The following is a 12,648-nucleotide window of genomic DNA, read 5'->3' on the forward strand; positions in this document are numbered from 1 at the left end:
GAGGGAGCCCATGACCAGCGCAGACGCCGCCGTGCCGGCCGAGAAGGACCGCACGATCACCACCGACATCCCTGCCCGCCTCGACCGGCTGCCCTGGTCGCGCTGGCACTGGACCATCGTCTTCGGACTCGGCACCGTGTGGATCCTGGACGGCCTGGAGGTCACGGTCGTCGGGAACATCGCGAGCCGGCTGTCGGAGCCGGGAAGCGGCCTGCCGATCACCTCCGGGCAGGTCACCGGTATCGCGGCCGCGCTGTACGTGGCGGGCGCCTGTATCGGCGCCCTGTTCTGGGGCCGGCTGACCGACAAGTGGGGCCGCAAGAAGCTGTTCATGATCACCCTCGCGGTGTATCTGGCGGCCACCGCCCTGACCGCGATCTCCTTCGACACCTGGTGGTTCCTGCTCTTCCGGTTCCTCACCGGTTTCGGCATCGGCGGCGAGTACGCGGCCATCAACTCCGCGATCGACGAGCTGATCCCCGCGCAGTACCGGGGCCGCGTCGACCTGATCATCAACGGCAGCTTCTGGCTGGGCGCGGTCGCGGGTTCGCTGCTGTCGATCGTCGCGCTGAACACGGACATCTTCGCGGCGGACGTGGGCTGGCGGCTGACGTTCGCGCTGGGCGCCGTCCTCGCCCTGGTGATCCTGCTCGTACGGCGCCACGTCCCGGAGAGCCCGCGCTGGCTGCTGATCCACGGCCGGGACCGGGAGGCCGAGGAGATCGTCACCTCGATCGAACGGCAGATCGAGGAGGAGAACGGGGAGCGGCTGCCCCGGGCCGAGGGTGAGCTCACCATCCACCAGCGCCGCAGCGTCTCCTTCGTCGAGATCGCCCGTACGGTGTTCTCCTCCTACCGGCGCCGCGCGGTCCTCGGCTTCTCCCTCTTCATCGGGCAGGCCTTCCTCTACAACGCGATCACCTTCGGCTTCGGCGCGATCCTGACCAAGTTCTTCGACGTGCCGAGCGGCAACACCGGCTACTACTTCGCCGTCATCGCCATCGGCAACTTCTGCGGTCCGCTGCTGCTGGGCAAGCTGTTCGACACGGTGGGCCGGCGGGTGATGATCTCCTCGACGTATCTGCTCTCCGGTGTGCTGCTGTTCGGCACGGCCTGGCTGTTCGACCAGGGCTCGCTGACCGCGACGACGATGACGGCCTGCTGGTGCGCGGTGCTGTTCTTCGCCTCGGCGGGCGCGTCGAGCGCCTATCTGACGGTGTCCGAGGTCTTCCCGATGGAGACCCGCGCGATGTCCATCGCCTTCTTCTACGCCCTCGGCACCGCGGCCGGCGGCATCAGCGGCCCCCTGCTGTTCGCCGAGCTCACCGACACGGGCAAGGTCGGCGACACGGTCCTCGCCTTCTGCATCGGCGCGGCGCTGATGTGCGCGGCGGGTGTGGTGGCGGTGTTCCTCGCGGTCAAGGCCGAGCGACGCTCCCTGGAGGACATCGCCCAGCCGCTGACGGCGGCGGCGAAGGCACGCGAGGCGACGACTCCGGGTGGGCCGACGCCGGGTGGGCCGCGGAAGGCCACCGCCTGAGGGTGCGCGGTCGCTCCGGCGGCCGCCCCACGCGGGTGCCCTCGACGCCTCCTGCCCCTCCTGCCTGCCCCTTCTGCCCCTCCTACTGGGCCTCGCCCGCGGTCCCGCCTTCGGCGTCGTCCCTGGGCCGGCCCCGTCGGCGCAGCAACAGCAGGCCGCCGGCCAGGGCGGTGAGGCCGGTGGCCGCGGTCCACGCGACGAGGTCGGTGGAGCCGGTGGAGGCGAGGCCGCCGCTCTTTGCGGCGGCGGCCTCCGTACCGGTCGGCGCCGCCGGGGCGGAGGGCGCGGCCGATCCGCCCGACGCGGCGGCGTCCGATGGCGCGGCACCGGACGGGGACGGGGAGAGGGAGGAGGACACCGAGGGGGACGGACCGGTCGAGGAGCCGCCCGCACTCGTCGTCGACCGGTCCCGGGTGAACGCCAGTGTCCCGAAGCCGAGTTGGTCGTAGCCGCCGCTGTTGGGTCCGTAGTCCCCGCCGCCGCCCTCGGGTCCCGCCTGGGCGGCGATGCGGGTGAGGTAGGACGCGGACAGCCCCCGGCGCTTGGTGTAGTGGTTGGCGATCATCGCCCAGATCGGCCGGGTCATCGCCGGGTCGACGCCGGCCGCGCCGGAGGCGGTCTCGCTGCCCGACCAGCCGCCCACGGCGCCCTTCGCCCGGGTGTTGGCCGTGTAGGCGACATCGCCGCCGAGGCTCCACTTCGCCACGTACTGGGCGCCCTTGAGGAAACGGTTGTCGTCGTAGCCGTAGAGGTCGATGCCCTGGTTCCAGGCCATCTCGCAGAAGGTGCCCATGAGGCCGACGCCGAGCAGCGCGTGCCCCTGGTCGCGGCCCGCCTCCAGCCACTCGGCGAGACCGTCGTCGTGCACCACGGGGATGGCCTTCCTGACGGCACCGAGCCCGGAGCCGCTCTTGAAGTACTCGACGGCCTGTTCCACTCTGGCGCCGTCGTCGCAGAAGATGCCGGTGGCGAGGACGCAGGCCATCGCGGTGAGGTCCCAGTTGGGCCAGTAGTTGGTGATCACGGCGCCGTTGTGCCCGACGAGGAAGCTCTCGCTGAGCGGCGAGAAGACGGTGGTCAGCATCATCCGGAAGCGTTCGAGCTCGAAGCCGGCGTGGTCGCGGACGAGTTCGGCGGCGTTGGCGGCCTGGTAGCCGTACAGCCCGGCCGCGAGGAACCGGTCGGCCGAGCCCGCGAGCGAAGTGAGCTTCGCCGACCAGGCGTTGAGGATCGCGACGGCGGTGTCGGCGTACGCGCTCTCACCGCTGACGTGGAACCGCAGACCGTTCTGGTAGGCGGCGTGGAGATCGTTGTAGAGGATCGTGTAGTTCTGCGGTGAGCCCGAACCCCGGTACACGGTCGCCTGCGGGTTGGCCGTCCAGCCGCTCTGCGCATGCCGGTTGGCGGTGAGCCGGGCGTATCCGGCGGTGTAGGGCGCGGCGCCGGCCTTCACCTTGGCGGCCATACGGGCCAGGTCGGCACCGGTGTGCAGCAGGCCCGGGTGCGCGTATCCGACGGCGGCGGCGGGGGCCGCGGGGAGAGCCGCGGCCACCCCGACGGCTCCGGCCGCCGTGCCCGCGGCCTTCAGCAGGCCGCGGCGGCTGATCTGATGGCTGCCGGTCTCGTAGCGGCCGATCCGGCCGCGGCCGGTCTGTCCGGGTCGGGTCAGGTGCGGTTGCAGATGCATGCCGGGGAGACGGACGAGGGGCCGCGCCGATAACGAAAACCTGGCCGGCGGCCGGCGGCCGGTTTGGGGTCAGGCGCCCGTCGTCGACCCCGGCCGGACGATCATCAGGATCGTCACGGTCGCCCACAGGAGGTTGAACACCCCGGTGAACATGGCGAGTCGAACCGTGGTCTCCCGTGCCCCCGCGCCCTCGACGAGCACCTCCTGCCGGGGCAGCACGAGGACCAGCAGCACACCCGCGGCCAGCACGGTCAGCACGATCGACGCGATCAGCCAGGGGTCGCCCATCACGCCCATCGCGCCCGCCGTGGCGAACCCGAACACGGGGACGGCGAGACCGACGGCCGCGTACACCTGGCAGATGCGGTGCAGCAGCCGTACGGTCTCGCTCGCGCGGGCGTCGTCGGGCGCGGCCAGGGCGCGGCGCGCGGCGGGCGGGAACATGCTGGCGGCGACGGTGACGGGCCCGATCGCGACGATCGCGGCGAGGACGTGCACGGCGAGGAGGAACTTGGTCACGCACCGACGCTAGGCGGCGCGAGCGTCCCGCAGAAGCGGCGGAAATGCCAGAAGGCGACGGGTTCTCGCCAGGGGGTCGGGGTGGCCGTAATCCGTCGTACACCTACTCTTTTGCCATGCACACCGTCGTCGTACTGGTCCTGGACGGGGTCGTCCCGTTCGACCTGTCCGCCCCGATCGACGCCTTCGGCCGGCCGCGGCTGCCCGACGGGCGCCCGGCATACCGGGTCAGGGTCTGCTCGCCGTCCCCCACCGGGGAGGTGAGCGCGGGGGCGTTCACCGTGCGGGCGCCGTACGGGCTCGAGGCGCTGGCCGAGGCGGACACGATCATCCTGCCCGGGGTGGCGGACCCGCCGGACGAGCTGCCGATCGGCGTCGCGGAGGCCCTGCGGGACGCGGCGGCGGGCGGCACCCGGATCGCCTCGGTCTGCGTCGGCGCGTTCCTGTTCGCCGCGACGGGTCTGCTGGACGGACTGCGCGCGACGACGCACTGGATCGCGGCGCGGGAGCTGGCCGAGCGCTACCCGAAGGTGACGGTCGACCCGAACGTCCTCTACGTCGACAACGGCCGGTTCCTCACCTCGGCGGGCGCCGCCGCGGCCCTCGACATGTGCCTGCACATGATTCGCGGCGACTACGGTTCGGCGGTCGCCGCGCAGGCGGCCCGGATGTCGGTCATGCCGCTCGAACGGGAGGGAGGCCAGGCCCAGTTCATCGTCCACGACCTGCCGCCGACGCCCGCCGGGGCGACCCTCGAACCCGTGCTGGCCTGGCTGGAGGACAACTGCGGCCGGGAGGTGACCCTGGAGCAGATCGCCGGGCGGGCCGGCATGAGCACCCGCACCCTCAACCGCCGCTTCCGCGAACAGACCGGCACGACACCGCTGCGCTGGCTGCACCGGGCGCGGGTGCGGCGCGCGCAGTACCTGCTGGAGTCGACGGCGTACCCGGTCGAACGCATCGCCACCCAGGCGGGTTTCGGCTCCCCGACGGCATTCCGCGAACGCTTCCGCAAGGTGGTCGGCACCAGCCCCCAGGGGTATCGGCGGGCGTTCCGGTCAGGGGAGGGACCCGAGGGACCCGAGGGACACAGGGACACAGAGGGACGCAGGGGGACGCAGGGACAGTTGGCGGCAGCCGAGCCCGAGGGAGTAAAGATCGTATAAGGTGATCCGCCGAACGTCTTGGTCAGCAGCGACGGCAGGGATCTCAACGGCATGTTCCGTACGGTTCGCGAGTTCCTCGAGATCGGCGCCGGGGCCGCCGACCCGCGCCCGGGCCGGATCCAGGATCCGGTCATCGAACGGCTCCGGTCCGGCCGTACGCTGGCAGGGTTCACGGCGACGGGATGGATGCTGGTGTCCTACCCGCTGGCCGAAGGGCGCGCGGAGTTCGTCCTGGGCAAGCTGGTGGACCTGGTGGCCGGTTTCGGAATTCTCTGCGTGGCCGGTCTTCTCGCCGTGGCGGTCTTCATCACCGCGACGCGTCCCCCGCTGCGTCGCGTCTACGTCAGCCGTCTCAAGGCGCCGGGAGAGACGCTTCGCGCTCTGCTGATCGGCGCGATCATGGCCGGTGGCGGTGGCACGCTGCTGGCCAAGCTGCTGCGGGGGGAGATCATCCCGTGGAGCGAGATCCACTCCCACGGCATACTCGCCACGGTGGCGGCGTTCGTGCCGTTTCTCGTCCTCGTCCTCCCCGTCTGCCTCGTCCTCGTGGTCATGGGGGCTTTCTCGGTGCTGAGTTGCGTCTGGTACTCCTTCAACTCCTGCTTCCGTGTCGGCGATGTGCACGAGTTGCTGCCCGCGCTGGTCTCCCCGGTCCTGGTGTGGTCCCTGTTCGTCCTGAGCTGCCTGGACGGCCCCGAAGTGGCCGCACCGCCGCTCGTCCTCTACCCGTTCCTGCTGGGCGGTCCCCTGTCGGTGACGGCTCTGTCGGTGTGGGAGATACGACGGCTCGACCAGCGGTACGGGATGACGTTCACGTCGGCGCTGGGACGAGAGCCGCGGCGGGCGCCGGATCCGGAGTGGGAGCCGACGGCGCCGGTGGCGGGCCAGGAGCCCGGCTACGGAGCCCCGTCGCCGTACGCCGCGCCCTCGGCCCCCTCGACGCCCTACCCTCCGTACCCGCCGTCTTCGCCCTGAGCCAGGCCTCCGCTCAGGCGCGCCGGTCGGCGACGGCCCACGACGCGAGCGCGACCGCGCCCGCCACGCCGAACACCGACGGCCAGGCGCCGACCTTCTTCGCCAGCGGATGCGACCCCGCGAAGGCGGCGACGTACGCGACGGTCAGCGCCCCCGCCGCCTTCCCGCCCGCCTGCCGCCGCCACTGCTGCGCGGCCGCGGCCCCCGCGACGGCGAGGACGGCCCCGCCCAGCGGCCGCTTCCTCGTCCACCGGGCCACGCCGTACCCGCCGACCAACCCGCCCGCTGCGATCACCGCACTGGGAACCTTCGCCATGTCTGCCTGCCCTCTCCTCGGTCGCCCCGAGGCTAACGCGCGGACCCGCCGACACCACGAACATGAGCCGAGGCTTGTCAACTTTCCTCCCGCGAGCTATATAAGAAGGCGTAGGGCATCGCACCCAGCACCCAGGAAAGGAGTGACCCGTGATGCTCATGCGGACCGACCCGTTCCGTGAATTCGACCGACTCGCCCAGCAGTTCTTCGGCCCCGGCACCGCCGCAGGCACCGACCACCACCCCGCGGCGATGGCGATGGACGCCTACCGTTCGGGCGACGAGTTCCTCGTCCACTTCGACCTCCCCGGCATCGACCCGGAGACGATCGAACTCGACGTCGAACGCAATGTCCTCAACGTGCGCGCCGAGCGCCGTTCCCCCGCCCCCGAGGGAGCTGAGCTGATCGTCGCCGAGCGTTCGACCGGCACCTTCACCCGCCAGCTCTTCCTGGGCGAGACCCTCGACACGGACCGCATCGACGCGTCCTACGAGGCAGGCGTTCTGACCCTGCGCATCCCGGTGGCCGAACAGGCCAAGCCGCGCCGTATCCAGATCACGGGCGGCGCGAGGAGCGACCGCAGGCAGCTCAGCGGATGACGGGTGCCTGACGGGCTCGGGGGAGCGCCGAGGCAACCACATCCCGACGCTTCCCCGAGCCCCAGCACCACCGGGGGTGCCAGGCCCCGCCCCCACCGGCACCGGGCCGCCGGCCCCCGAACTCCCGGGCAGCCGGGGCGCCGTCCGGCGTCAGGGGCTAGCCTCGCCCGGTCCGGCGCCGCTCACCCGGTTCCTGCCCGCTCCTGTCGACGACGGCCCGCTCCAGCACCGCACTGGTGTCGTAGACCGTCCCCGCCTCGGCCCGCTCGGTGTCCCGGCTGAAGACGGTGCGTACGCCGAGGTAGTCGAGCGTGCCGGGATCGAAGATCCACTCGGTGCGGGTGCCGTGCCGGGTGTCCTCCCGGGCGATGGCGATACCGTGCCGGCCGACGGCGTCCACCGCGTCGGCCACCTCGGTCACGCCGGGGATCCGGGCGGTGGCCTTGTAGAACGCGGCCGCGGTCGCGGACGGCATGATCTGCTCGCCGATGAGATCGCCGATCCGGCCGAAGACCTCCTGATCCTCGTCCTCCCCCTCCTCGACCCGGGTATCGGCGTAGAGCAGCTTCAGCAGGGCGTCGGGATCGGTGGGCAGCGCGGCGAGCCAGGCGTACGTGGGCCGGTCGAACCCGGCCGGCACCGCGGCGTCCTTCGGATCCGTGCCGTCCGGCACACCGACCTCGATCGGCCAGTCCTGCCCGTACTCGCGGATCAACCCGACGTCGGTCACGGGCCCCTGCCGCTGCGAGAACCACACCTGCCGCTCGTGCATCTTCCCGAGCACGACGGGCCCGTCGAAGACGCCCTCGTTCCCGGCGCCCCTGCTGCGCACGTACACGAACTGACCGTCGCCCACGGGCTCGACGTCCGTCCGCAGGGCGACCGCGGCGATACGGTCGAGGATCACGACCGCGCCACGGCTTCCGCCCCCGCCCGCCGTACTGCTCGCACCGGGCCGGGCCGCCGTACCACCGTCGCCCCGCCCCGCACCGATGCCGACGGTGAGCCCGACGGCCAACGCGACGGCGACGGCGACGGATCCGGCGACGAGAGCGGGCCGCGGAAGCCGCGCAAGCCGCGGGCGGGGCCGCACCGGCGAATCGGCGTCGCCTCTCTCGTGGTCGCGGTCGATGAGCTGCATCAGAACGTCCTTGTGATGGGAGCGACGCCCGGGAGACAGCACCTGCCGCTCGACGGGACCGGCCGGCAACAGCCGCCGCAGTTCGTCGAGTTCCGCGCGCTCCTCCTGCTCGGACCCGGCGGGAGTGGCGTTCATCGGGCTTCCTCCTGAATGGGCAGGACCGCGAACGCGGTCTCGCTCTCTACCTCTCCGCGGCGGGAGCGGGGTTCCGTACGCCGTTCTGTACGTCGCTCCGTACGCCCGGACTGCCGGGTCTCCCGCTCGACGATCTCCCGAAGCCGGGCACGAGCCCGGGACAACCGGGACCGAACGGTTCCGACGGGCACGCCGAGCGCCTCCGCGGCCTGCGCGTAGTCGAGCCCGCCCCACACGCACAGGGCGATGACCTCCCGCTCGTGGCGCCGCAACCGCCCGAGCACCCGCCGCACTTCCGCGAGCCGCCGGGCGTCGTCGATCCGCCCGACGACGTCCTCGGCGAAGTCACCGACGGCGTCGTCGCCTCCGGTACCGGCTCCGGCCTCGGCCCGCCGGGCGAGAAAGGCGAGCCGACGACGAAGACTCCGGTCGGCGTTGCGCGCCTTGTTGGTGGCGATCCCGAACAGCCAGGGCCGCAACGACCCGCCCTCGGCCTCCACGGCCCCGCGCCCCCGCCACGCGGCGAGGAACGTCTCCGACATGACCTCCTCGGCGACGGACCAGTCACCGGTCAGCCGGAGGGCGTGGTGGTACACGGCCGCCGCGTACAACTCGTAGAGCTCGGCGAACGCCGCCCGCTCCCCACCCCGCACCCGCGCCCGCAGACGCCCGTCGTCGTCACGCCCGTCGTCGTCACGCCCGTCGTCGTCACGGCCATCACCCTCACGGCTCTCGCCATCGTCATCGTCATCGCCATCGTGGGAACTCACACCCCTACCTCTCCGGCCCGGGGGAGACAGTTCCAGTGCCGTGGATCACACTCCTCCGAACCGGGGCGGGCGTGGGCTACCAGGGCAGTGTCCCCGCCGCGTCGAAGTACCCGCCGGTCGGCCCGTCGGGACCCACCTGCGCCATCCGGACGATGATCTCGGCGCCCTCCTCGACGCTCTGGACGCCGGTGTTCCCGTTGAGGTCGGTCTTGGTGAAGCCGGGCTCCACCGCGTTGATCCGCATGGCCGGGAACGCCTTCGCGTACTGCACGGTGATCATGTTGACCGTGGTCTTCGAGGCCGGGTAGGCGACGCCCGGATAGGCGTACGCCGGGGTGCCCGCGTCGGTGACGCGGCTCAGGGAGGCCAGTCCGCTGCTGACGTTGACGACGACCGGCGCGGCGGAGCGCCGCAGCAACGGCAGGAACGCGTGGGTGACCCGCACGACGCCGAACACGTTCGTCTCGAACACCTGACGCATGTGCTCGGCGGTGACCTCCGCGGCACCGACGATGCCGTTGTCGGCGCCCCGGCTCTCGATGCCCGCGTTGTTGATCAGTACGTCCAGGCCGCCGTGGGCCTCGATGGCCTTGGCCGCGGTCTCGACGGAGTCGTCGTCGGTGACGTCGAGCCGGACCCACCGCGCGCCCAGCCGTTCGGCGGCCCGCCGCCCGCGCTCGGCGTCGCGGCTGCCGACGTAGACGATGTGCCCCGCGCCGACGAGTCGGCGAGCGGTCTCGAAACCGAGCCCCTTGTTGCCCCCGGTGACGAGTGTCGTGGTCCTGTTCGTTGTTGTCATGGCTCCAGGCTGCGGCCGAGGGCGGCGGAGCAGCCAGGAGCCCCGTCTTCCTGGGACCGCCGGTACCAGGAAGACCCGGCCGGGCCGGTGCACAGTGGAGACATGGCGAGCACGGACTTCGGACGTACGGTACGACGGTGGCGGGACCGGGTCGCGCCGGAGGCGGCGGGACTGCCCTCGGGCGGCCACCGGCGCGCCCCCGGACTGCGCCGCGAGGAACTGGCGATGCTGGCGGGCATCTCGGTCGACTACGTCACCCGCCTGGAACAGGGCCGGGCGGAGAACCCGTCGGAGCAGGTCGTCGAGGCCCTCGGACGGGCGCTGCGCGTCTCCCCGGCCGAACGTGAGCACCTTTTCCACAGCGCGGGCCTCGTACCGCCCGGACGGGGCACGGTCCCGGCGTACATCGCGCCGAGCGTCCACCGGATGCTGGACCGCCTGACGGGCACACCGGTGGCGGTCTCGGACGCGTCCTGGACGCTGCTCCTCACCAACCCGCTCTACACAGCCCTCATGGGCGAACGGCACGGCCGCGAACGCAACGGCGCCTGGCGCGCGTTCCTCGGCTCGGGCGGCCGCGTCCGCCACACACCGGAGTCCCGCCGGGCCCTGGAGGCCGCGGTCACCGCCGACCTGCGCACGGCGGCGAGCCGCTACCCGGCGGACCGGCGTCTACGCCAGCTCATCGCGGATCTCCGAGCGAACAGCGCCCGCTTCGCCGAACTCTGGGACTCCGGGGTCGTCGGCCACCACGAGGCCTCCCGCAAGACGGTCGACCACCCCCAGGTGGGCACCCTCACCCTGGACTGCGACGTCCTCACCGTCGCCGGCACCGACCTCCGCATCATGATCTACACCGCCGAACCGGGCACGGAGGACGCGGAACGCCTGGAACTCCTGGCGGTGTTGGGCCCTCAGCCGCTCGTCGAACAGCCCGACGTCAGTGATTCCTCGGCATGGTGATCCGGCCGGTCATCAAGGATTCGTGATTGGCGAAGAGCATCTCGAGTCCGACGTGCCGACGGATGTACGCCGTCCACGAGGTGTCCGGCAGGTCCGTGTACGCCATGACCATCCGGGCGCGGCTCGCCTGGGTGAGAATCCATCGGGCCTGGTCGCCGACGTTGAGGCGACCGCCCAGGACGCGTGCCAGCCGCCACAGTTCGTCGCCGTCGCTCTGATCGTCGACGACCATGACGAGCCCGACGTCGCCCAGTCCGCGGGTGTCGCTGGAGTGGGTGGTGTAGGCGACGCTGAGGCCTTCGAGGGGAAAGACGGTCACGCGGCTGATCGCGGTCAGCTCGGTCAGAGACACGGGCGCGAGTCCGTTCTGGCGTGAGGCGGGGCGGGCCGACCGTGGGGACGGCCGGCGCGCATGGCAGGGAACGGGGACGCTCAGCAGCAGGGGCCGTCGCCGCAGCAGGCGGGCGGGTTGCACTCGGCGGCCGTACCCCACAGCCGTTCGTCGACGTCGAAGCCCGCGGCCCGGATTCTGCCGACGACGTCGACCATCAGCCCGCGCGTTCGGACCTTGGAGTTCGGCTGGTGGTGCAGGAAGTAGCCGAAGCTGCGCTCGCACCAGTCGGCGTACCAGCCGGTGTGCAGGATGAGCGTGTGCCACCCGGGGTCGACCTGCTGCGACGGCGCCATGCTCATGCCCTCACCGCTCGACCCCATGACGAAGACGAGAGCGAGGGCCTGGTCGACGACCCGGTCGGCGACACAGCGCTCCAGGCCGTACTCGTCGGCACAGAACGCGGTGAGAGTCTCGAACTCGACATCGGTGACGAGTGAGCGGCCGGTGCGGGTCGCGGTGGCGTTGGCTGTGGGAGTCATCGCGTGACCTTCTTCGCACCGGCACCGTTGCTGGACCAGGCCGAACCGCAGGGTGCGGAGGGGAGTAACAGGGTGATGTGGAACATGAGTTCACCTCGCGGTCGGAAGACTTCGGACAGCCCGCTCCCGGAGTGCCGCATGCCTGTCGCGTGCTGGGGGGAGGGGCGCTTGCACCCGCCGCGTGGCATGGCGAAGGCCGTGGGCAGCGGGAAGCAGTGAGGGTGGGATCAACCGGAAGGCCGACGGCTGCTCACAGCCGCATGCCGATGGCGATCCAGTCGGTGCCGGCCAACCGGATCATCGCCTGGAGAACGATCTGCAACCGGTGCTCGCCGAGGTACTCCACCGCGGCGAGGGAGCTCCGCCGAGCACCCACGATTGACAGCACCAAGCCAAGAAACTCGCGCTCACTGTCGTCGAACCCAAGAGTGTGGAGGCGCTTGGCAAGGGCTTCCCACCGGCAGGTCATGGCGCCGTCGCGTTTCGTCACGAGCGCTGTACGCAGGTTGTCCCGGGCGAGGAGCTCCTGCTCTTCGACGAGAGCCTGCACCGCGACGCGTTCGCGCAGACCGACCGACGATCGCAGCAGAAGCTCGCCGAGCGTCGGACTGTCACTCTCGTCAGCCGCCGTGTCTGCGGAGGCTGTAGGAGTCGTCACGCGAGTGCTTCCGTGAGAAGCCGTTCACTCACGCCGAACGCGACACCGAGGGCTGCCGGGTCGGTGAGGTGGCCGGAGCCGTCCGGGTGCTCCAGCCATCCACGCTCGCCGATCGGGCACAGGACCGGTGGACTGACGAGCGGCCAGCCCGGCGAGTGCACGGTCAACAGCGGCACGTCGTCCAGTTCGTCACTGAGACCCGCAGCCAGAAGCCACCAGGACCGCCCCACCCTCACATCCACCAGAACAGGGCCGAGCCGCCGACCGCCCAGGTGTTTCATGGCTCTGAGCGATGGGAGCAAGGGCCCCTCGGCTACGCGCCAGTGCTCCCCGCTGGGAATTCGCGCAAGCTCCTCGGCGGCCCACGCGCGACACACATCAGAAGGGTTTCGAGTGCAGGCCAGGAGCCAGTCCTGGCCTGCCTGCCGGGTGGACCGGGCGGGCTTGATGACCATGACCTGGACGTTAGGCGGCGCAATTGTGCGTATGCGCGCCGATTGCGCGTGA

Annotated in this window: 15 protein-coding genes; 5 read left to right on the top strand and 10 right to left on the bottom strand. The window is 71.5% G+C overall.

Annotation, left to right across the window (positions count from 1 at the left end):
* Positions 1 to 10 precede the first annotated feature (10 nt).
* Entirely contained in the window at positions 11 to 1,540 is a 1,530-nt protein-coding gene (locus OHU34_RS26045; RefSeq protein ID WP_405768538.1) for an MFS transporter, read from the top strand.
* An 82-nt stretch (positions 1,541 to 1,622) separates the two neighbouring features.
* Here OHU34_RS26045 and OHU34_RS26050 read toward each other — a convergent pair whose 3' ends face one another.
* On the bottom strand, positions 1,623 to 3,227 hold the full coding sequence (locus tag OHU34_RS26050) for an alginate lyase family protein (protein WP_405768540.1): 1,605 nt from the start codon (positions 3,225 to 3,227) through the stop codon (positions 1,623 to 1,625).
* A gap of 69 nt (positions 3,228 to 3,296) precedes the next feature.
* Positions 3,297 to 3,746: a hypothetical protein gene (locus OHU34_RS26055; protein WP_054240195.1), complete on the bottom strand. Its 450-nt coding sequence runs from the start codon at positions 3,744 to 3,746 to the stop codon at positions 3,297 to 3,299.
* Positions 3,747 to 3,862: 116 nt separating this feature from the next.
* Between OHU34_RS26055 and OHU34_RS26060 the strand changes: the two genes are divergently transcribed.
* Together OHU34_RS26060 and OHU34_RS26065 are read left to right on the top strand one after the other, a co-directional pair.
* Complete coding sequence (locus OHU34_RS26060; protein WP_142264528.1) at positions 3,863 to 4,912, top strand: GlxA family transcriptional regulator; 1,050 nt, start codon at positions 3,863 to 3,865, stop codon at positions 4,910 to 4,912.
* A 51-nt stretch (positions 4,913 to 4,963) separates the two neighbouring features.
* On the top strand, positions 4,964 to 5,887 hold the full coding sequence (locus OHU34_RS26065) for a hypothetical protein (protein ID WP_230195604.1): 924 nt from the start codon (positions 4,964 to 4,966) through the stop codon (positions 5,885 to 5,887).
* A gap of 13 nt (positions 5,888 to 5,900) precedes the next feature.
* Here the strand turns inward: OHU34_RS26065 and OHU34_RS26070 are convergent, their stop codons facing one another.
* Positions 5,901 to 6,203 (bottom strand): hypothetical protein, encoded by a 303-nt coding sequence (locus OHU34_RS26070; protein WP_142264526.1) that lies wholly within the window; start codon positions 6,201 to 6,203, stop codon positions 5,901 to 5,903.
* Positions 6,204 to 6,355: 152 nt separating this feature from the next.
* Here OHU34_RS26070 and OHU34_RS26075 point away from each other — a divergent pair, with 152 nt between their 5' ends.
* Positions 6,356 to 6,802 (top strand): Hsp20/alpha crystallin family protein, encoded by a 447-nt coding sequence (locus OHU34_RS26075; RefSeq protein ID WP_200839915.1) that lies wholly within the window; start codon positions 6,356 to 6,358, stop codon positions 6,800 to 6,802.
* A 157-nt stretch (positions 6,803 to 6,959) separates the two neighbouring features.
* Here OHU34_RS26075 and OHU34_RS26080 read toward each other — a convergent pair whose 3' ends face one another.
* The 3 genes from OHU34_RS26080 to OHU34_RS26090 all read right to left on the bottom strand — a co-directional run bounded on the left by OHU34_RS26080 (position 6,960) and on the right by OHU34_RS26090 (position 9,647).
* On the bottom strand, positions 6,960 to 8,078 hold the full coding sequence (locus tag OHU34_RS26080) for a CU044_5270 family protein (protein ID WP_405768545.1): 1,119 nt from the start codon (positions 8,076 to 8,078) through the stop codon (positions 6,960 to 6,962).
* The gene (locus tag OHU34_RS26085; protein WP_405772379.1) at positions 8,075 to 8,743 is read right to left on the bottom strand and encodes an RNA polymerase sigma factor; all 669 of its coding nucleotides are present in this window, start codon (positions 8,741 to 8,743) and stop codon (positions 8,075 to 8,077) included. The genes OHU34_RS26080 and OHU34_RS26085 overlap by 4 nt, the downstream gene beginning before the upstream one ends.
* 181 nt (positions 8,744 to 8,924) lie before the next feature.
* On the bottom strand, positions 8,925 to 9,647 hold the full coding sequence (locus OHU34_RS26090) for an SDR family NAD(P)-dependent oxidoreductase (protein WP_405768548.1): 723 nt from the start codon (positions 9,645 to 9,647) through the stop codon (positions 8,925 to 8,927).
* 102 nt (positions 9,648 to 9,749) lie between these two features.
* Here OHU34_RS26090 and OHU34_RS26095 point away from each other — a divergent pair, with 102 nt between their 5' ends.
* Positions 9,750 to 10,610 carry a helix-turn-helix transcriptional regulator gene (locus tag OHU34_RS26095; protein WP_405768550.1) on the top strand — a complete coding sequence of 287 codons (861 nt, stop codon included), beginning with the start codon at positions 9,750 to 9,752 and terminating at the stop codon, positions 10,608 to 10,610.
* Here OHU34_RS26095 and OHU34_RS26100 read toward each other — a convergent pair.
* From OHU34_RS26100 to OHU34_RS26115, 4 genes are all read right to left on the bottom strand, one after another.
* Entirely contained in the window at positions 10,588 to 10,962 is a 375-nt protein-coding gene (locus OHU34_RS26100) for a hypothetical protein (RefSeq protein WP_405768553.1), read from the bottom strand. The genes OHU34_RS26095 and OHU34_RS26100 overlap by 23 nt on opposite strands.
* Positions 10,963 to 11,042: 80 nt before the next feature.
* Positions 11,043 to 11,483 carry a hypothetical protein gene (locus OHU34_RS26105; RefSeq protein ID WP_230195607.1) on the bottom strand — a complete coding sequence of 147 codons (441 nt, stop codon included), beginning with the start codon at positions 11,481 to 11,483 and terminating at the stop codon, positions 11,043 to 11,045.
* A gap of 250 nt (positions 11,484 to 11,733) precedes the next feature.
* Positions 11,734 to 12,141 carry a hypothetical protein gene (locus tag OHU34_RS26110; RefSeq protein ID WP_230195608.1) on the bottom strand — a complete coding sequence of 136 codons (408 nt, stop codon included), beginning with the start codon at positions 12,139 to 12,141 and terminating at the stop codon, positions 11,734 to 11,736.
* Positions 12,138 to 12,596 carry a hypothetical protein gene (locus OHU34_RS26115; protein ID WP_230195609.1) on the bottom strand — a complete coding sequence of 153 codons (459 nt, stop codon included), beginning with the start codon at positions 12,594 to 12,596 and terminating at the stop codon, positions 12,138 to 12,140. Before OHU34_RS26115 ends, OHU34_RS26110 begins: the two co-directional genes overlap by 4 nt.
* Positions 12,597 to 12,648: the final 52 nt, after the last annotated feature.

This window comes from Streptomyces sp. NBC_00080, assembly GCF_045041255.1.
Classification (GTDB): domain Bacteria; phylum Actinomycetota; class Actinomycetes; order Streptomycetales; family Streptomycetaceae; genus Streptomyces; species Streptomyces coriariae.

What these genes read in the sequence shown, in the direction of transcription:
- OHU34_RS26045 (WP_405768538.1), top strand. Translation starts at nt 11, where the DNA reads ATGACCAGCGCAGACGCCGCCGTGCCGGCCGAGAAGGACCGCACGATC.
- OHU34_RS26050 (WP_405768540.1), bottom strand. Translation starts at nt 3,227, where the DNA reads ATGCATCTGCAACCGCACCTGACCCGACCCGGACAGACCGGCCGCGGC.
- OHU34_RS26060 (WP_142264528.1), top strand. Translation starts at nt 3,863, where the DNA reads ATGCACACCGTCGTCGTACTGGTCCTGGACGGGGTCGTCCCGTTCGAC.
- OHU34_RS26065 (WP_230195604.1), top strand. Translation starts at nt 4,964, where the DNA reads ATGTTCCGTACGGTTCGCGAGTTCCTCGAGATCGGCGCCGGGGCCGCC.
- OHU34_RS26070 (WP_142264526.1), bottom strand. Translation starts at nt 6,203, where the DNA reads ATGGCGAAGGTTCCCAGTGCGGTGATCGCAGCGGGCGGGTTGGTCGGC.
- OHU34_RS26075 (WP_200839915.1), top strand. Translation starts at nt 6,356, where the DNA reads ATGCTCATGCGGACCGACCCGTTCCGTGAATTCGACCGACTCGCCCAG.
- OHU34_RS26080 (WP_405768545.1), bottom strand. Translation starts at nt 8,078, where the DNA reads ATGAACGCCACTCCCGCCGGGTCCGAGCAGGAGGAGCGCGCGGAACTC.
- OHU34_RS26090 (WP_405768548.1), bottom strand. Translation starts at nt 9,647, where the DNA reads ATGACAACAACGAACAGGACCACGACACTCGTCACCGGGGGCAACAAG.
- OHU34_RS26095 (WP_405768550.1), top strand. Translation starts at nt 9,750, where the DNA reads ATGGCGAGCACGGACTTCGGACGTACGGTACGACGGTGGCGGGACCGG.
- OHU34_RS26105 (WP_230195607.1), bottom strand. Translation starts at nt 11,483, where the DNA reads ATGACTCCCACAGCCAACGCCACCGCGACCCGCACCGGCCGCTCACTC.
- OHU34_RS26115 (WP_230195609.1), bottom strand. Translation starts at nt 12,596, where the DNA reads ATGGTCATCAAGCCCGCCCGGTCCACCCGGCAGGCAGGCCAGGACTGG.